Source organism: Actinomadura rubrobrunea NBRC 15275 (assembly GCF_001552235.1).
GTDB classification, from domain to species: domain Bacteria; phylum Actinomycetota; class Actinomycetes; order Streptosporangiales; family Streptosporangiaceae; genus Spirillospora; species Spirillospora viridilutea.
The window spans coordinates 17,094-34,410 of record NZ_BCQU01000001.1 but is presented as its reverse complement, the minus strand read 5'-3'; the positions used below and the strand labels follow the sequence as shown (position 1 = coordinate 34,410).

The following is a 17,317-nucleotide window of genomic DNA, read 5'->3' as shown; positions in this document are numbered from 1 at the left end:
TGAGCCCGGTTTTCCCGGGCGCCGTTTCAGCGGCGCCCGGTGTTCTTGTGGACGACGAGGCGCGTGGACGTGCCCGGGAACACCTCCACGAGATGGGTTTCCAGCGGTCCGTCGGGGAGCTCGGCCGCGTCCCGGTTGCGCACGTGGACGCGGACGCGGTACGTGCCGGGGCCCGCGGCCGTCAGGATCGGCAGTTTCGGCGGCGCGTCCATCGGCATGAAGACGCGGACGGCGCCGCGGGAGCTGTCGATGCCCACCTCCGCGACGCGGTCCCAACGTTCGAGGTCCAGCGGCGGCGTCGTGCGGTACGCCCGCACGGTGATGCAGATGTCGTCGTTCTCCACGCCGGTCATCACCACGGCCGCGATCCTGTCGGCGGCGATCAGACCGTCATCGATCGCCTTGCCGAACGGACCGGCGCCGCCGCCTTCATCGCTGATGGAGTAGCCGCCGCCCTCCCCCGTGGTGACCAGCGCGGTCTTCTGCCGCACGGCCCGTGGGTCGCGCCGCGCCGAACGGCGGCAGGACGCCTCGTCCTCGGCTCGCTCCTTCCGGTACTGCTGCTCCAGTCGCCTGCGCGTCTCTGCGGCCGCCCGCGCTCGCGGCAGCATCGCGTCCGGGCACAGGAACGTCAGCGCATCGTCGACTCTCCACGGACGCCGGGCGAGCCCGCCCAGGCGTCTCCATTCCTCCGTTTCGCCTTTGGTGAGCCGCCCCTGCGACCTCAGCCGCTCGCACGCGCGTCGTCCTCGCCAGAGGAACTCCCCGTCAGCGACGTCCTGGTGCCGGGAGCTGCTGCTCGGGCCGTAGAACGGAGCGTCATAGCCGCGCAGCATGCACAGATATGCGCGTTCGCGGGTCGCGACCGGCATCCGTGCGATGGCCTCGATCCGCGCGACCTCGTCCGCCTGCGCGGTGGGCCCGCGAGTGACTCTGCACTCTTCCGGGTCGATCGCGACGATGCGCCGCCGCCCTTGGTCGCCGCCCGTCGCGAGCAGCAGCACCACGGCCATCGTGAACGCCCCGACCGCACGGCTTCGGCGTCCCGGGACGCGGCGTCGGCGCACCGCGGCGTACACGAGCCCGGCCGGGACGAGGAGGAAGAGGGCCCCGGTGAGCGTCCGCGGCAGCATCGGCTCCCACACTTCGGCGCAGCCCTCGCCCCGTCTCGCCAGGTCGTGGGCGGCCGCCAGCGGTCCGGTCAGCCCGGCGGCCAGGAGGAGCGCCACCCCCGTCCATCCGGGCACCGGCGACCGCGTGCGCGCCCACACCGCGAACGCGGGACCGACGACCAGGAACGGCATCCCCACCAGCAACTGCAGTGGCCACACCTGCATGTGCAGTCGCCACCCGGGGCATTCGCCGCTGCCGAAGAAGCCGAGGCCCGCGTTCCCCTGGACGCTGAACAGGCTGATCAAAATGCCGAGGAGCAGGGGCATGGCACTGGCCGCGAGCGCGGCCCACCACAGTGCCCGGCGCCGATCCCTTCGCGGTGACATGCGAGCCTTCCCGTCTCGCCGATCAGTGCGCCACGCACCTTAGCCATGGGCGTCTTCGTGTTGCGTGGAGATCGGCAACCCGCACCGGGGTCGCCCCGACGCGCCGCCGGTCAGCCCGTGCTCGTCTCGTCTCGGACGGCGGGACGTATCAGCCGGGCAGTCGTCGCTCGGTTTCGGCAGGCGACGGGGCGGGACGCGGCGGGCGCCGCCGTAGAAGGGAGCGCGCCCCGCCCGGGGTGACCTGGGCGGCCGCGATCGACATCAGCGCCAGGGCGAAGCCGAGCGACTGGACGAGCGTCAGCGACTGCGCCAGCACCAGCCAGCCCAGGGCGGTCGCCACGGCCGGTGCCAGCAGCGGCAGGAAGGAGGCCGCCGTGATCGGGAGCCGTTCCAGGCCCCGGAACCACAGCGCGTACGCCGCGAGCGTGCCGACGCCGGCCAGCCACGCGTAACCCCCGACGGCGCGGGCGTCCAGCGCGGGCGGCGGCCCTTCGACGACCAGGGCGAGCGGGGTCAGGAACAGGCCGCCGGCGGTGAGCTGCCAGCCGGTGAAGGCCAGCAGCCCGACGGGGCGTCCCCAGCGTTTGGTGAGGACGGTCCCGACGGCCATCGTCACGGTGCCGCCGAGACCGGCCGCGACGCCGATCGGGTCGAATGCCAGGTGCCCGCGCAGGACCATCGTGGCGACGCCGGCGACCCCGGCCAGGCCCCAGCCGATCCGCCACGCGGTCGGACGCTCCTTCAGCACGGCGAGCGCCAGGACGGCCACCGCGAGCGGCTGCACCGCGCCCAGCGTGGCCGCGACGCCGCCCGGCAGCCGGTAGGCGGCGGCGAACAGCAGCGCGAAGAACACCCCGATGTTGAGCAGGCCGAGGACGGTCGCGCGCCACCACCAGACGCCGCGCGGCGGCGTCCGGGTGATCAGCAGCACCGCCAGACCCGCCGGGAGGGCGCGGATCGCGCCGGACAGCAGCGGACGGTCCGGGGGCAGGAATTCGCTCGTCACGAGGTACGTGGTGCCCCAGCTCACCGGTGCCACGGCGGTCAGGGCGACGAGGCGCCACGTGGTCGGCGGCGACGCGGTCTCGGAGACGGCGGGCGGAGCGGCGGCTTCTCGGACGGCGGAGGCCAACGGCAGACTCCTCAACGTTGAATATTTCAACGTTGAGAATCATAGGTCGCCGCTCCACCCGGAGGCCCCGCCTCACCCCGCCGACCGCGACCATCTGACGACGGGCCAGACCCGTGGTCGCCGCAACGGCATCGGCGCTGCCGACCGGGGCGAGGCCGGGGGCGTCCGGAACCGTCAGCCGCGGTAGGTCTCCAGGAGGCGCAGCCACACCTCGCTGATCGTCGGGTAGGCGGGCACGGCGTGCCACAGTCGGGAGATCGGGACCTCCCCCGCCACGGCGATGGTCGCCGAGTGGAGCAGCTCCGCGACACCGGCCCCGACGAACGTCACGCCGAGCAGCGTCTCGCGCTCCAGGTCCACCACGGCGCGGGCGCGCCCCTGATAGCCGTCGGCGTAGAGGCCGGCCCCCGCGACGTTTCCGATGTCGTAGTCGACCGCCCGCACCCGGCGCCCCCGCTGCTCGGCCTGTTCGAGCGTCAGGCCGACGGCCGCCACCTCGGGGTCGGTGAAGACGACCTGCGGCACCGCCCGCTCGTCGGCGGTGACGACGCTGCGCCCCCACGGCGCCGTGTCCAGCTCGCGGCCCGCGGCGCGGTCGGCGATCACCGTGCCGAAGATCCGGCCCTGGTACTTGCCCTGGTGCGTCATCATCGCCCGTCCGGTCACGTCCCCGGCCGCGTACAGCCAGCCGCCCGGGACGCCGACCGCGAGCCCGGTGTCGTCCACCCGGATCGGCTTGCCCGCCTCCAAGCCGACGGTCTCCAGGCCCACGTCGGACGTCGCCGGCGCGCGGCCGGTCGCGAACAGCACCTCGTCGGCCGTGAGCTCCCGCCCGTCGTCCAGTGTCAGCACGACCGGCCCGTCGCGGCGCACCGCCGTCGCGCTCACGCCGAACCGCACGTCGACCCCGGCGGCCCGCAGGCTGTCGGCCACCAGCTCGCCCGCGAACGGCTCCATCCTCGGCAGCAGCCGCGACCCCCGCACCACGAGCGTCACCTCGCTTCCCAGCGCGTTCCACGCCGTGGCCATCTCGACGCCGACCACGCCGCCGCCGACCACCGCCAGCCGTTCCGGCACCGTCGAGGAGCTGGTCGCCTCCCGGCTGGTCCACGGGCGCGCCTCGGCCAGGCCGGGCAGGGCGGGCAGGGCGGCGCGGGTGCCCGTGCACACCGCCACCGCGTGCCGCGCCGCCAGGACGCGGCGTCCGCCGCCGGGCTCCTCCACGACCACGCGGCGCTCCCCGTCCAGGCGGCCGTGGCCGCGCACCAGCGTGATGCCGGCGCTGTGCAGCCAGTCCACCTGGCCGTCGTCCTTCCAGTGCGACGCGAACGCGTCCCTGCGTTTCAGCACGGCCGCGGCGTCCAGCGTCCCGGTCGTCGCCTCGCGCGCGCCCGCGACCCGCCTGGCGTCGGCGAGCGCGGCTCCCGGACGCAGCAGCGCCTTGCTGGGCATGCAGGCCCAGTACGAGCACTCGCCGCCCACCAGCTCGCTTTCCACCACCGCCACGGTCAGCCCGCCCGCGTGGGCCCGCTCCGCGAGGTTCTCCCCCGTCGGCCCGGCGCCCAGCACCACGACATCGAACTCGTCCACCTGCTCGTCCTCTCACCTTTCTGTCTCGTGCGCGGGGCGCCTCCGAACGCGGAGGCGGGCGACGCCGTCGGGCGTCCGTGTCCACGACGTGCTCCCCGACATCTGGGCGCGGCGGCGCCGTCGAGGCTCCGGAAGCGGCGGATCATCCCTGAACGCTCCGGAGTGACGCTGCCGTCGTGCTTCGTCAGATACCCGGCCGCGCGGGGATACACCGGCGCGATGCTCGTGCTCGGCATCGGCACCGTTCACGCGCGGCCTCCTCACGTGGCGAAGCCCGGCCGCGCCCTCCGTATTGCGCCGCCTCCCCTTCCGTACCTTCGCGAGAACCTCCCGCGGCGCCGCGGCGACTTTTTTGTCCGACAGATAATCGAAGTCAAGTGTCATCTCATTCGGTGATGACCACCCCGTGCGGGAGGATCCGTGGATCTGCGGCAGATGGAGGTGGCCGTCGCGGTCGCCGAAGAGGGCGGGTTCACCGCGGCGGCGCGGCGGCTGCGCGTCGTCCAGTCGGCCGTCTCCAGCACGGTGCGCGCGCTGGAGCGCGACCTGGGGACTCCGTTGTTCGACCGCACCACCCACCGGGTGACCCTCACCGCGGCGGGCGAGGCGTTCGTGCCCGCGGCACGCGCCGCGCTGCGGGCCGCCGAGCAGGCGCGCGCGGCGGTCGACAGCGCGCGCGGACAGCTGCGCGGGCAGGTCACGGTCGGCACGATGCAGGGCGTCTGGGCCGGCCTGCACCGCGCCTTGGCCCGGTTGCGGGAGGAGCACCCGGGGGTGGTGGTCCGTCTGCGGCAGGGGGCGGTCGCCGACATCCGGCAGGCGCTGCGCGAGGGCGCCGTGGACCTGGCGGTGGTCGCGCTCGACCGGCGGCAGCAGCGCGGCCTGGTGACCCGGCTGCTGTTCCGGGAGGAGATGGTGCTGGTCACCGCCGCCGGGCGGGACGTGCCGGGAGACGGGCGGGTGACGCTCGCGGACGCGGCCCGCATGCCGATGGTCGACTTCTCCCCCGGCTGGGCCGTCCGGCGGCTGGTCGACCAGGCGTTCCGCACGGCCATGGTCGAGCGCACCACCGCGTTCGAGGTGAACGACATCGTGGCGGCGTCCGAACTGGTCCGCCACGGTCTGGGCGTCTGCATCATGCCGGAGTCGATCGCGGCGCGGTTCCCCGACCTGGCCGTCCATCGCTTCGCCCATCACGCGCCGGTGTGGAAGGTGATGGTCGTCCGGCCGCGCGGGGAGCCGTCCCCGGCGGCCGCGGCGCTGCTGCGGCACCTCACCTGACGCCCCGCACGGTCGCGCCGCGGCGTGCCGCGGACCGGTGCTCGGTGACCCAGTAGAGCAGGGCGAGGAGGGGGACCGCGGCGCCGAAGACGGTCACGCCCGTCCAGCCGTGGGCGTGGTAGACGACCGAGGCTACCTGGGAGCCGATGGCTCCCCCGACGAAGAACGTGGCGATGAAGACGCTGTTGAGCCGTGCGCGCGCCCCCTCGTCCAGCCGGTAGATGCAGTGCTGGCCGAGGATGAGGGTCGTCTGCGCCGCCATGTCGAGCAGGATCGCGGCGAGGGCCAGCAGGACGATGTGGTGGCGGCCGAATCCGGCGAGCGCGAACGCCCCCGCCCCCGTCAGGAACGCCGCGGCGATCACAGGGCGCGTGCGTCCGTGGTCGGCCCAGCGTCCCGCCAGCGGCGCCACCGCCGCGCCGGCCACCCCGACCAAGGCGAACACGCCCACACCGAACCCGGAGTAGTGGTATCCCGGGCCCGTCAGCACGAACGACACCGTGGTCCAGAACGCGCTGAACACGCCGAACATCGACGCCTGGTACAGGCCGTACCGCATCAAGGCCGGGTGGGTGCGCACCAGCCGTGCGCAGGAACCCAGCAGACGTCCGTACGACACGTTCGTGGTGCGGGGCTGGCTGGGCAGGACCGCGTGCAGCGCCAGAGCCAGCACGGCCATCAGCACGGCCGAGCCCAGGTACACCACGCGCCAGCCGAACGCCTCGGACACCACGCTGCTCAGCGCGCGCGACAGCAGGATGCCGGTGAGCAGACCGCTCATGACTCGGCCGACGACGCGCCCGCGGAGGTGTGCGGGGGCGAGCCCGGCGGCGAAGGGGACGAGGATCTGCGCGACGACCGACGTCACGCCGACGACCGCCGAGGCGGCCAGCAGGACCGTGAAGGCGCCGGCCGTCCCCGCCGCCACCAGCGCCGCCATGGTGACGGTCAGCAGGACCACCACCAGCCGACGCTTGTCGACCCGGTCGCCGAGCGGGACGACGAGCAGCATGCCCGCCACGTAGCCGATCTGGGTCACGGTGATGAGCCCGCCGACGGCGGCCGTGCTGATCCCGAAGACGCCGCTCAACGAGGACAGCAGGGGCTGGGCGTAGTAGAGGTTGGCGACCGTCATCCCGCAGGCGACGGCCAGGAGGGCGACGAGCCAACCCGACGGCGCGGCCGACGCCGTCCCGTCCCGCCGGACGGTCCGCGATCCGGCGGAACGGGGCACAGGGCCGCCGACGTCGACGCTTCTCTCCAGGGCGATGAGCTCACCGCCGATCTTTCGTTCGCTCATGCCCGGCTTCAACCACGGCCGATCCGGCGTACTTCCCCCGTGATCGCGATAAATGAAGATGACTGTTATCGCGATCAGAGATGAGCCGCCCTGAGGTGGAGGGTCAGGCGTACGGGTCTTGGCGGGCCGCCAGGCGGGTGGCCAGCGCCTTCAGGGCGTCCAAGGCCTGGATGTACGGCAGGGGGCCGAGGGAGATCCGGGCGACGCCGAGTTCGATCAGCCGGGGCAGCGGCGTCATGCCGGGCAGGCAGTTGGTGTTGACCGGGCCGGGCAGCTCCCGCACGAGGGTGGCGATGTGGTCCGCGTCGGACACCATGATCGGGTAGATGCAGTCGGCGCCCGCGTCGAGGTAGCGGCGGCCGCGGTCGAGGGTCTCGGCGAGCGGATCGGGGGCGTTCCGCACGTACGCGTCGACGCGGGCGTTGATGACCAGGTCGACGCCCGCGTCCTTGGCGGCGGCGCGGACGGAGGCGATCCGGTCGGCCTGGGCGGACGCGTCGACCATGGCGCCGGCGGCGTGGTCGCTGTCCTCCAGGTTGCAGCCCGCCGCGCCGATCTCCGCCAGCCGTTCGACGAGCTCGGCGGCGGGCAGCCCGTAGCCCGCCTCCGCGTCGACGGTGACGGGGACGTCCACGGCGCGGATCACCCGGGCCGCGGCGGCGAACATCTCCGCGGCGGGGGCGCCCTCGTGGTCGGGGTAGCCGAGCATCGCCGCGATCGCGGCGCTGGCCGTCGCCAGCGCGGGGAAGCCCGCCTCGGCGACCACGGCGGCGCTGCCCGCGTCCCATACGTTCGGCAGGATCAGCGGGTCCCCGGGGCGGTGCAAGTCTCGCAGGACGGCGGCCTTCTCGTTCATCCTCTGCTCCTTCCGCAGGCCTTCCCCACGTTGACGGAGCAGACGGCCGCCGTGTGACATCCCGGTATTCCACCTGGTCACAGAGCGCTTTCAAAATATTCAGACCATTCGCCTTGAATATTGAAAATCAAATCTTAACTGGACTTATTGACTTGTCCGTCACCCCGGTGTGCACTTTTGCAGAGCTCATCCGGATGAGCACGCCTTCCCGTCCCTCGGCGCGGCCCCGACGGCCGCGCCCTCACCCCCCGGGGCGCGGGCCCGACCACCGCGCCAAGCGTTCCCGTGTCCCCGCCACGGGCGCTCGCGGATGCGGTGTCCCCGCTCGCCGCATCCGCGCCCTTGCCCATGCGGGACGCCCCTCCTCGGTCGACGCCGGACCCGCGCGGTCCGCCGCGGAGCTCTCCCCAAAGGACCGTCTGCGAGGGCCGCCGCGTCCGGCCATGGAAGGAGCTCCCCCCAGTGAGACGCCTGTCCGCGCTCGGGACCGCGGCCGTCGCCGCCGGTCTCGCCATGGCGATGTCCGCACCCGCCGCCGGCGCGACGCCCCGCACGACCTCCGCGCCCCCGTCGCCCGTTCCGTCGCCCCAGGCCGCCGCCGCGGCCGCCGACAAGCTGGTCGCCTCCGGGTCCGAACGGATCCACCGCTCCCCCAAGGACGTCATCGTCCGGCGCGGGGTCACGCAGGGAGCGGGCGGACTGCAGTACGTGTCCTACGAGCGCACGTACGACGGCCTGCCCGTGCACGGCGGGGACTTCGTCGTCGCCACCGACGCCTCCGGCAGGGTGCTGAGCACCTCGATCGCCCAGATCCGTCCGCTGTCGGTGTCCACCACGCCGAAGCTGAGCGCCGCACGCGCGGCGGAGATCTCGCGCGGACGGCTCGGCGCGGCCGCCCGGGTGTCGCAGCCGCGGCTGACCGTCCTCGCCGAGGGCTCCGGCCGCCTGGTGTACGAGACGGTCGTCGACGGCTCCCGCGACGGACGTCCGGCCCGCCTGCACGTGCTCGTCGACGCGGCCACCGGCGCGGTCGTCGAGCAGTGGGACGAGGTCCGGGACGCCGACGACGACCTCAGCTACTACCACGGCGGCAGCCAGAACCCCACGCACATCGACACCACCGCGTCCGGCGGCTCGTTCACCATGCGGGACGCCAAGCGCCCCGGCATCAGCTGCGCGAACACGAGCGGCACCGTGTACTCCGGGAGCGACGACGCGTGGGGCGACGCGTCCGGCACCAGCCTGGAGACCGCCTGCGTCGACGCGATGCGCGCCGCGGCCGCCGAGTTCGACATGGTGCGCTCCTGGCTGGAACGCAACGGGCTGAACGGCAGCGGGCGCGGCTGGCCCATGCGGGTCGGCCTCAGCCAGGCCAACGCGTTCTGGAACGGCAGCTACGCCTCGTTCGGCCGCAACAGCGCGCGCACCCGCCAGGCCACGTCCACCGACGTGGTGGCGCACGAACTCGGCCACGGCATCTTCCAGAACACGCCGGGCGGATCCGGCGGCGGCAACGAGAAGGGCGGGCTGAACGAGTCCACCGGCGACATCTTCGGCGCCCTGACCGAGTGGTACCTCAACGAGCCGCGGGTCGGCGAGCAGTTCTCCGGCACCACCGCGCTCACCAACTACGACCCGCCGGACTACCTGGTCGGCGAGGAGGTCGACCTCGTCGGCGACGGACCGATCCGCAACATGGCCGACCCGTCCGCGGTGGGGCACCCCAACTGCTACAGCTCCAGCGTCCCGCGCATGGAGGTGCACGCGGCCGCGGGCGTGCAGAACCACTGGTTCTACCTGCTGGCCGAGGGCTCCAGCCCCGGTGACCCGAACAACGGCCGGCCCAACAGCCCGACCTGCAACGGCGCGACGGTCACCGGCGTCGGCATCCAGAAGGCCGGACGGATCTTCATGGAGACGCTGAACCTGAAGACCTCCACGTGGACGCATTCGCTGGCGCGCCGCGCGTCCCTGCAGGCCGTGCTCAACCTGGTGGCGGTCGGCAAGGCCACCTGCACCGACTTCACCCGCACCCGCGACGCGTGGAACGCCGTCAACGTTCCGGCCGCGAGCGGCGAGCCCGCCACCTGCACGAATTGACCCCGGTAGACGGTCGTGCGGGGCGATACTCGATGCGCCCCGTACGACCGTGTTCCCCCGACCCCTGGTCCTTCGACCTTCCGGAGAACCGCATGAGATCGCGCCTCGCCGTACTGGCCGGGACCGCCGCCCTGGCGGCCCTCACCGCCGCCGCGCCCGCTTCCAGTGCGGTCGCCTCCACCACCGCCGCCCCGGACGTCTCGCTGGCCAACGTCAAGGCCCACCTGTCGCAGCTGCAGAGCATCGCGTCCGCCAACGGCGGCAACCGGGCCCACGGCCGTCCCGGCTACCGGGCGTCCCTCGACTACATCAAGTCGCGGCTCGACGCCGCCGGCTACCAGACCCGCATCCAGTCGTTCACCTACGCCGGCGCCACCGGCTACAACCTGATCGCCGACTGGCCGGGCGGGAACGAGGACGAGGTCCTCATGGTCGGCGCCCACCTGGACAGCGTCACGTCCGGGCCCGGCGTCAACGACAACGGCTCCGGCTCGGCCGCCGTCCTGGAGACCGCGCTGACCGTCGCCCGCACCGGATACCAGCCGTCCCGGCACCTGCGGTTCGGCTGGTGGGGCGCCGAGGAACTGGGGCTGATCGGCTCGCGCGCCTACGTGAACAGCCTGTCGTCCGCCGACCGCTCCAGGATCAAGGGGTACCTGAACTACGACATGATCGGCTCGCCGAACGCCGGGTACTTCGTCTACGACGGCGACGACTCCGACGGCGTCGGCGCGGGCCCCGGCCCCGCCGGCTCGGCCGAGATCGAGCGGGTCATCCAGGAGTACTTCGCCGGCATCGGCGTCCCGACGCGCGGCACCGACTTCGACGGCCGCTCCGACTACGGGCCCTTCATCCGGGCGGGCATCCCGGCGGGCGGCACGTTCACCGGCGCCGAGGGCATCAAGACCGCCGCCCAGGCGCGGCTGTGGGGCGGGCAGGCCGGCGTCGCCTTCGACCGCTGCTACCACCGCTCCTGCGACACGACCGGCAACATCAACGACACCGCGCTGGACCGCAACGCGGACTCCATCGCGCACGCCGTGTGGACCCTGGCCGGGGGCTCCTGACACTCCCCCGCCTCGGGACGGCCCTGGCGCTCCCTCAGCCGCCGGGGCCGTCCCGCCGTCCGGTCACGCCTTCGCGGCGGGGGGGCGTCACCCCCGGGTGTCACACCCTGGGGCGACAATGAGGGCATGTGCCGCAGCATCAAGACGCTTCGTCCGCCGTACGCCGACGACGTCACCGACGACGACATCCGCGCGGCCGCGCTCCAGTACGTGCGCAAGATCTCCGGGTTCCGTACGCCCGCGGCCCACAACGCCGAAGCCTTCGAACGGGCCGTGGACGAGATCGCCCGCAGCTCGGCCGCCCTGCTGGCGGCCCTGGAGGTCCGGGGCTCGGCGTCCCGGGGCGCCCGCCGCACCGCCTGAGCCCGATCGGCGCCGACCGCGCGCGGTGCCCGCCGCGGGCCGAGGCGCCGCGGCGGGCGGGCGGGTCACTCGGCGGCGACGAGCTCGGCGATCTGGACCGCGTTGAGGGCGGCGCCCTTGCGCAGGTTGTCGCCGGAGCAGAACAGCGCCAGGCCGTGCTCGACGGTCTCGTCGCGGCGGATGCGGCCGACGTACGTGGGGTCCTGACCGGCCGCCTGCAGCGGCGTCGGGATGTCCGACAGCGCCACGCCGGGCGCGTCGGCCAGCAGCTCGCGGGCGCGCTCCGGGGTGATGGGACGCGCGAACCGCGCATTGATCTGCAGGGAGTGGCCGGTGAACACCGGGACGCGCACGCAGGTCCCCGACACCTTCAGGTCCGGGATGTCCAGGATCTTGCGGCTCTCGTTGCGGAGCTTCTGCTCCTCGTCGGTCTCCTCCCGGCCGTCGTCCACGATCGACCCGGCCATCGGCAGCACGTTGAACGCGATGGGCCGCGCGTACACCCGCGACTCGGGGAACTCGACCGCCGCCCCGTCGTGGGTGAGCCGGTCGGCGCCCTCCACCACCTTGCGGGTCTGCTCGTGCAGCTCGGACACGCCCGCCAGGCCGCTGCCGGAGACCGCCTGGTAGGTGGCGACGACCAGCGCGGTGAGCCCGGCCTCCTCGTGCAGCGGCCGCAGCACCGGCATCGCCGCCATGGTCGTGCAGTTGGGGTTGGCGATGATCCCCTTGGGGCGGCGGCGGGCCGCGTCCGGGTTGACCTCGGACACGACGAGCGGCACGTCCGGGTCCATGCGCCACGCCGAGGAGTTGTCGATGACGACCGCCCCGGCCGCGGCGACCCGCGGCGCCAGCTCCTTGGAGGTGTACTTGCCGGCGGAGAACAGGACGATGTCGAGCCCGGAGTAGTCGGCGGCGGCGGCGTCCTCCACGGTCACCTCGGTGTCCCGCCACGTGATGGTGCGCCCGGCCGAACGGGCGGAGGCGAACAGCCGCAGCTCGTCCACCGGGAACCCGCGCTCGGCCAGGATCCTGAGCATGACGCCCCCGACCTGTCCGGTGGCACCGACGATCCCGATTCTCATGCCGCTCCCTCTGTTCATCGTTTGACCTGCGGCAACGAGTCTGCACACGAGGCCTTGCAAACGTCCAATCACTAATGCTTCGCAGTGCCCTTAAGCACGGCTTCACCCGGCCCCGTTGCCACCACCGCGCGGGCACATCACCGACCTTAACGTCCGCGCCGCCGTGCACCTTCCACCACACCGCCCTCGGCCGCCGCCCTGGCTCGGCCGAGGGGCGCGGCCATGGCGCGTCCCAGGGGCGATTCAGGGAACCATCAGGGCGAATCCCGATGCACAAGGCCGCCCCGCGCTGGGCATGATCGAGCCATGGACATGGACAAGAGCACCCACCGGCGGCTGACCCGCACCCGCGAGGGCCGCATGATCGCCGGGGTCTGCTCCGGCGTCGGACGCTACCTGGACATCGACCCCACCATCATCCGGCTCTGCTTCGCGCTCGTGACGCTCTTCGGCGGCGCCGGCGTCGCCCTGTACGCCATCGCCTGGCTGGTGATCCCCGAGGAGGGCGCTGCGACGTCCGTCGCCGAGGACCTCGTCGAGCAGGGCCGCAAGTCGCCCGTCGTTCAGGACGTCGTGCGCAAGGCCAAGGACGCCCTCAACAAGAACCGCCCCGGCTCCTGACCGCGCCCGTCCGCAGCCGCGGCGATCACGCCGTCGGGCGGACGGCGGCGGGGCGGCCCCCTTCGGCGTCGTCCATGCCGGGCCGCGAACGCCCGTCCGCCGGGACGGGGGCGGGCAGCGTGCGCTCGGCGTCCGGCCCCGCGGCCCCCGCGTCGTCCGCGGGCGCGGCGGCGCCCTCGTCGGCGGCGGGACGTTCGTGCATCGCGACGATCACCTCGGCGCGGATCTGGTTCCACACCAGCGTCAGCATCGCCGCCACCGACAGGCCGAGCACGCCCGCCAGCGCCACCACCGCCTCCGGGCCGAGCACCTGCGCGGCGGCCCCGCCGATCAGGATGGCCAGGCCCTGGCCCGCCAGGATCCCGGACTGCGCCAGCCCGAACGCCTGGCCGCGCCCCGACGGCGGCACCGCGGCCACGAACGCCGCGTTGGCCGCCAGCTGGTAGGCGCTGCCCACCCCCGACAGACCCCACAGCACCACCACCGCCCACAGCGGCGGATGCGCGGCGGCGCCGACGAGAGGCGCGCAGGCCAGCATCGCCATCCAGCCCATGGACCGGATGCGGCTGGACGGCCGCACGAACCTGCTGAACACGAACGCCCCCGCCACCATGCCGGTCGGCGTGGCCGACATCAGCAGCCCCACCGTCACCGCGCTGCCGTCGAACGTCGCCGCGTACGGGGCCGCCAGCCCCTCGGGCACGACGTAGAACGCGCACAGCCACGCGAACGACACCAGGGACCGCAGCGTCTTGTCCCCGAACACCAGCCGCGCCCCGTCCCGCGTGCCGCGCCACAGCGCCAGCGACTCGGCCTCGCGCCGCCGCGGCGCCGGACGCCGCTGCAACCCCACGACCAGGACCGCGGCGGACACCCCGAACGTCACCGCGTCGATCGCCAGCGCCTCGCGCGTGCCGACCGCCGCCACGATCGCGCCCCCGGCGAGGAAGCCGAGCATCTGCGTGGCCTGGTGGGTGATGTTGTTGATCGCCGATCCGGCGACGTAGCGGTCGCCGCTCAGCACGTCCGGCAGCAGCGCCGCCCGCGCCGCCGTGAACGGCGCGCCGAGCAGCACGGTCAGGAACACCAGCGCGCACAGCGCCCAGAACGGCGCCGACTGCAGCGTCATCAACGCCACCAGCCCGGCCCGCAGCAGGTCGCACACCACCATGACGGTGCGGCGCGGGAACAGGTCGGCCAGCCCGGACAGCACCGGCCCGCCCACGATCGGCGGCAGGTACGTCAGCGCGTAGGTGATCCCCGTGAGCAGCGGCGAGCCGGTGCGGTCGAACACCAGCACCGCCAGCGCCACCTGGGCCAGCTGGTCCCCGATGAACGACAGCGCCTGCGCGAGCCAAAGCGCCCGGAACTCGCCGACTGCGAAAACCTCACGATAGGTGGCCTGCACCTCCGGCGGACGCCGATGCCGGCCGCTCTGCCTTTCCGCCACGCACGCTCCAGCAAGGTTCCGACAACCCCACTATTAACTCACGCTGCGTGGCAGTCATGTGACCTACAGTGCCCAATTGCAGAGACCTTTCAGCCCCCGCGGCGCCGCGGGTACGCTCGGACGAGGTCAGTAACCGAGCTCTTCCAGCCGGTCGTCGTCGATCCCGAAATGATGGGCGATCTCGTGCACGACGGTGATGCGCACCTCGTCCACCACCTCCTCGGGCGTGTCGCAGATCGCGAGAATTTCATTCCGGTAGATCGAAATGTGATCCGGTAGGACGCCGCCGTACCAGTCGCCGCGCTCGGTCAGGGGTACTCCCTCATACAGGCCGAGAAGACCGGGTTCGGGCGCATCGTCCTCGACGATGATGACGACATTGCGCATGACCTCGGTCAGCTCGGGCGGGATGGTGTCGAGAGCCTCCCCCACAAGGTCCTCGAACGCCTCGCGCGACATCTCGATCACACGGACATTCTCCTCGACACGGAAGGAGCCCCGGTGCCGGACCGTCTCCGCGCCGTTGTGTCGACGATCCGTTCCCGCCTGCCCCGCCTCCGACCGTCCGTCCCGTCGAAGCTGTCGGCCCTCGCCTCGTCCCGCTGGACCCGCCTCCTCGCGGTGCTCGCCGTCGGACTCGCCGGCGGCCTGGTCGGCCTGCTGCTCGGCGGCCGCGTGGTGACCGCCGTCGGCCCCACCGACGTGTCCCTGGCCCTGCGGCCCTCCTGGAGCGGCGGCACCGTCGTCCAGGTCCCGCCGCTCGGCGCGCTGCGCCTCGACACGCACGCGGGCCCGGTGGCGCTGGAGGCCCGCGTCACCGACCTGCGCCCCGACTCGGCCCGGGAGCTGATCGAGGGGGACGGCGACGTGTCCGAGCTCACCGACCAGATCACCGACCAGCTCCGGCACGGCGTCATGATCCTCCTGCTGCGCGCCGCCGCCCTCGCCCTGGCGGTCTCGTTCCTGACCGGCCTGGTCGTCTTCCGCTCCTGGCGCCGCGCCCTGGCCGGCACCGGCGGCGCCGTCGCCGGGCTGACCGGCCTCGCCCTGCTGTCCTGGACGACGTTCAACCCGCACGCGATCGCCGAGCCCAGGTACACCGGCCTGCTGGCCAACGCCCCGCAGGTGGTCGGCGACGCCCGCAGCATCGTCGAACGCTTCTCCGCCTACCGCGCCCAGCTCGCCCGCCTGGTCGGCAACGTCTCCAAGTTGTACAGCGTCACCTCCACCCTCCCCACCTACGAGCCCGACCCCTCGACGATCCGGCTGCTGCACGTCTCCGACATCCACCTCAACCCGGCGGCCTGGTCGGTGATCCGCTCGGTCAGCACCCAGTTCAAGGTCAACCTGATCGTCGACAGCGGGGACCTCACCGACCACGGCAGCCGCCCCGAGGACCGGTTCGCCGAGGAGATCGAGTCGCTGAAGGTGCCGTACGTCTTCGTCCGCGGCAACCACGACTCGCGCGGCACCCAGCGGGCCGTGGACCGCCAGAAGAACGCCATCGTCCTGGACGACGCCGTCCGCGAGATCGAAGGGCTGCGCATCTACGGCGTCGGCGACCCCCGCTACACCCCGGACAAGACGACCCGTGACGACAACGTGGGCGCCGAACAGCTCCGCGCCCGAGGGGCTCAGCTCGCCGCCAAGCTCCGCTCCTCAGGCACCGTCCCCGACCTCGCGGTCGTCCACGCCCCCGAGGAGGCGCGGGGCTTCTCCGGGACGACACCCCTGATCCTGTCCGGCCACGCCCACAAGCGGTCCACGACCCTCCTACCCACCGGGACCCGACTGTTCGTCCAGGGCTCCACCGGCGGCGCCGGCCTGCGCGGCCTCGAACAGGAGCAACCCACCCCCATCGAGCTGTCCATCCTCTACTTCAGCCGCAAGGACCACCGCCTCCAGGGCTGGGACGACATCCGCCTGGGCGGTCTCGGCCTCGCCTCCGCCCAGATCGAACGCCACCTGGAGCCCAAGCCCGACCGCACCATCTCCCCCGCCGCACCGCCCGCCACCCCCACCGTCTCCCCGTCGTTCCCGTCCCTGCCGCCGTCCGAATGGCCCACGCGGACGCCCGCCTCCCCGACCCCGTCTGGCGAAGGGCGATAACCGCTTATGCGCCCCGCCGGGTTCTCCCCTATGCTGGACGAGTCCAGTGGCACCGCCACAGGGGCCCCCTTCGTCTAGCGGCCTAGGACGCCGCCCTTTCAAGGCGGTAGCGCCGGTTCGAATCCGGTAGGGGGTACCATCCCGGCCTGCGCACGGCCCGACCCACCCGGGCCCACCCACCGCAGCCGCCGCATGACGCCGTCCACCCCACCCCCCGGACGCGATCATGCTTGCACTCCACAAGCCGGAGCGCCCACGACCGCGCAACCACGGACAGCCCACAGAGCAGAACCGGCCCCCTCCGTCCGCAACCGTTCCCGCGCGGCCGCCGACGGTTTTGGTGCGTTCGCGCCCATGACGACTCGCTCTGCCGCATCGACTGGACCGTCAGCGTGGACTCAACGATCGCGCGCGCTCACCAGCACACCGCCGCCACAAGAACGGGAGTCGGTCGGGACGAACCGGCCGCCGGACAGACACGCGGGCGGCCACGAGGGGCTCACCCCACCGAGCTGACCGCACCCAGCGGGCGACGGCCCACGGCCTCACTACGCACCGTGCCGTCTCGTAGGCCGGGCGTGCGGGAGGCGCACAAGTGATCAACGTAGGTCCCGGTCAGCGTCAGGCGACGCCACGGAGACGCGCGGCGGCGTCCCAGGGCTGCGGGCGGCCCATCACGCAATCGGCAGGAGTGAAGAGTGCCGCCTCCAACGCCTTCTGTACTCAATCACCCATGGTGTCAGCTCTTACGCGGCATCGCCCTTACTTGCGCCGCTCTGCGCCATGAGCTGGGTGAACTTGGACGACACCGGCGCGGATGCGGCCCGCCGATGAGCTACTTGACAGTTGAGGGCAAGTAGCTGA

At 73.0% G+C, this 17,317-nt stretch carries 14 protein-coding genes and 1 tRNA gene; 7 read left to right on the top strand and 8 right to left on the bottom strand.

Annotated elements, in window-relative coordinates; translation table 11 throughout:
- Positions 1–26: 26 nt before the first annotated feature.
- From AR3_RS00125 to AR3_RS00115, 3 genes are all read right to left on the bottom strand, one after another.
- The gene (locus AR3_RS00125; RefSeq protein ID WP_067906638.1) at positions 27–1,439 is read right to left on the bottom strand and encodes a hypothetical protein; all 1,413 of its coding nucleotides are present in this window, start codon (positions 1,437–1,439) and stop codon (positions 27–29) included.
- Between the two features lie 208 nt (positions 1,440–1,647).
- Positions 1,648–2,631, bottom strand: coding sequence for an EamA family transporter (locus AR3_RS00120; protein WP_067906636.1), 984 nt, complete (start codon positions 2,629–2,631; stop codon positions 1,648–1,650).
- A gap of 174 nt (positions 2,632–2,805) precedes the next feature.
- Complete coding sequence (locus tag AR3_RS00115) at positions 2,806–4,221, bottom strand: dihydrolipoyl dehydrogenase family protein (protein ID WP_067906634.1); 1,416 nt, start codon at positions 4,219–4,221, stop codon at positions 2,806–2,808.
- 420 nt (positions 4,222–4,641) lie between these two features.
- On the opposite strand from AR3_RS00115, the gene AR3_RS00110 reads away from it, so the two are divergent.
- Positions 4,642–5,502: a LysR family transcriptional regulator gene (locus AR3_RS00110; protein WP_067906632.1), complete on the top strand. Its 861-nt coding sequence runs from the start codon at positions 4,642–4,644 to the stop codon at positions 5,500–5,502.
- On the opposite strand, the gene AR3_RS00105 is transcribed toward AR3_RS00110, so the two are convergent.
- Positions 5,495–6,802, bottom strand: coding sequence for an MFS transporter (locus AR3_RS00105; protein WP_083950772.1), 1,308 nt, complete (start codon positions 6,800–6,802; stop codon positions 5,495–5,497). The two genes, AR3_RS00110 and AR3_RS00105, sit on opposite strands and share 8 nt — an antisense overlap.
- A 103-nt stretch (positions 6,803–6,905) precedes the next feature.
- The gene (locus tag AR3_RS00100; RefSeq protein WP_083950771.1) at positions 6,906–7,658 is read right to left on the bottom strand and encodes an isocitrate lyase/PEP mutase family protein; all 753 of its coding nucleotides are present in this window, start codon (positions 7,656–7,658) and stop codon (positions 6,906–6,908) included.
- Positions 7,659–8,120: 462 nt separating this feature from the next.
- Between AR3_RS00100 and AR3_RS00095 the strand changes: the two genes are divergently transcribed.
- The 3 genes from AR3_RS00095 (at position 8,121) to AR3_RS00085 (ending at position 11,188) form a co-directional block, all read left to right on the top strand.
- The gene (locus tag AR3_RS00095; protein ID WP_217998405.1) at positions 8,121–9,758 is read left to right on the top strand and encodes a M4 family metallopeptidase; all 1,638 of its coding nucleotides are present in this window, start codon (positions 8,121–8,123) and stop codon (positions 9,756–9,758) included.
- Positions 9,759–9,850: 92 nt separating this feature from the next.
- Positions 9,851–10,825: a M28 family metallopeptidase gene (locus AR3_RS00090; protein WP_083950770.1), complete on the top strand. Its 975-nt coding sequence runs from the start codon at positions 9,851–9,853 to the stop codon at positions 10,823–10,825.
- A 126-nt stretch (positions 10,826–10,951) separates the two neighbouring features.
- Positions 10,952–11,188 (top strand): DUF2277 domain-containing protein, encoded by a 237-nt coding sequence (locus AR3_RS00085; RefSeq protein WP_067906629.1) that lies wholly within the window; start codon positions 10,952–10,954, stop codon positions 11,186–11,188.
- Between the two features lie 65 nt (positions 11,189–11,253).
- Here AR3_RS00085 and AR3_RS00080 read toward each other — a convergent pair whose 3' ends face one another.
- Positions 11,254–12,273 carry an aspartate-semialdehyde dehydrogenase gene (locus AR3_RS00080; RefSeq protein WP_067906628.1) on the bottom strand — a complete coding sequence of 340 codons (1,020 nt, stop codon included), beginning with the start codon at positions 12,271–12,273 and terminating at the stop codon, positions 11,254–11,256.
- Between the two features lie 306 nt (positions 12,274–12,579).
- Between AR3_RS00080 and AR3_RS00075 the strand changes: the two genes are divergently transcribed.
- Complete coding sequence (locus tag AR3_RS00075) at positions 12,580–12,894, top strand: PspC domain-containing protein (RefSeq protein ID WP_067906627.1); 315 nt, start codon at positions 12,580–12,582, stop codon at positions 12,892–12,894.
- Between the two features lie 25 nt (positions 12,895–12,919).
- On the opposite strand, the gene AR3_RS00070 is transcribed toward AR3_RS00075, so the two are convergent.
- Positions 12,920–14,344, bottom strand: coding sequence for an MFS transporter (locus AR3_RS00070; RefSeq protein WP_083950769.1), 1,425 nt, complete (start codon positions 14,342–14,344; stop codon positions 12,920–12,922).
- A gap of 126 nt (positions 14,345–14,470) precedes the next feature.
- Positions 14,471–14,812 carry a metallopeptidase family protein gene (locus AR3_RS00065; RefSeq protein ID WP_067906623.1) on the bottom strand — a complete coding sequence of 114 codons (342 nt, stop codon included), beginning with the start codon at positions 14,810–14,812 and terminating at the stop codon, positions 14,471–14,473.
- A 33-nt stretch (positions 14,813–14,845) separates the two neighbouring features.
- Here AR3_RS00065 and AR3_RS00060 point away from each other — a divergent pair, with 33 nt between their 5' ends.
- Both AR3_RS00060 and AR3_RS00055 read left to right on the top strand, forming a co-directional pair.
- Complete coding sequence (locus tag AR3_RS00060) at positions 14,846–16,453, top strand: metallophosphoesterase family protein (RefSeq protein WP_227023187.1); 1,608 nt, start codon at positions 14,846–14,848, stop codon at positions 16,451–16,453.
- A 63-nt stretch (positions 16,454–16,516) separates the two neighbouring features.
- Positions 16,517–16,592, top strand: a tRNA-Glu gene (locus AR3_RS00055).
- Positions 16,593–17,317: the final 725 nt, after the last annotated feature.

Excerpts from the sequence above, each read along its gene's own strand:
- AR3_RS00105 (WP_083950772.1), bottom strand. The coding sequence starts at position 6,802 with ATGAGCGAACGAAAGATCGGCGGTGAGCTCATCGCCCTGGAGAGAAGC.
- AR3_RS00125 (WP_067906638.1), bottom strand. The coding sequence starts at position 1,439 with ATGCCCCTGCTCCTCGGCATTTTGATCAGCCTGTTCAGCGTCCAGGGG.
- AR3_RS00085 (WP_067906629.1), top strand. The coding sequence starts at position 10,952 with ATGTGCCGCAGCATCAAGACGCTTCGTCCGCCGTACGCCGACGACGTC.
- AR3_RS00090 (WP_083950770.1), top strand. The coding sequence starts at position 9,851 with ATGAGATCGCGCCTCGCCGTACTGGCCGGGACCGCCGCCCTGGCGGCC.
- AR3_RS00075 (WP_067906627.1), top strand. The coding sequence starts at position 12,580 with ATGGACATGGACAAGAGCACCCACCGGCGGCTGACCCGCACCCGCGAG.
- AR3_RS00100 (WP_083950771.1), bottom strand. The coding sequence starts at position 7,658 with ATGAACGAGAAGGCCGCCGTCCTGCGAGACTTGCACCGCCCCGGGGAC.
- AR3_RS00080 (WP_067906628.1), bottom strand. The coding sequence starts at position 12,273 with ATGAGAATCGGGATCGTCGGTGCCACCGGACAGGTCGGGGGCGTCATG.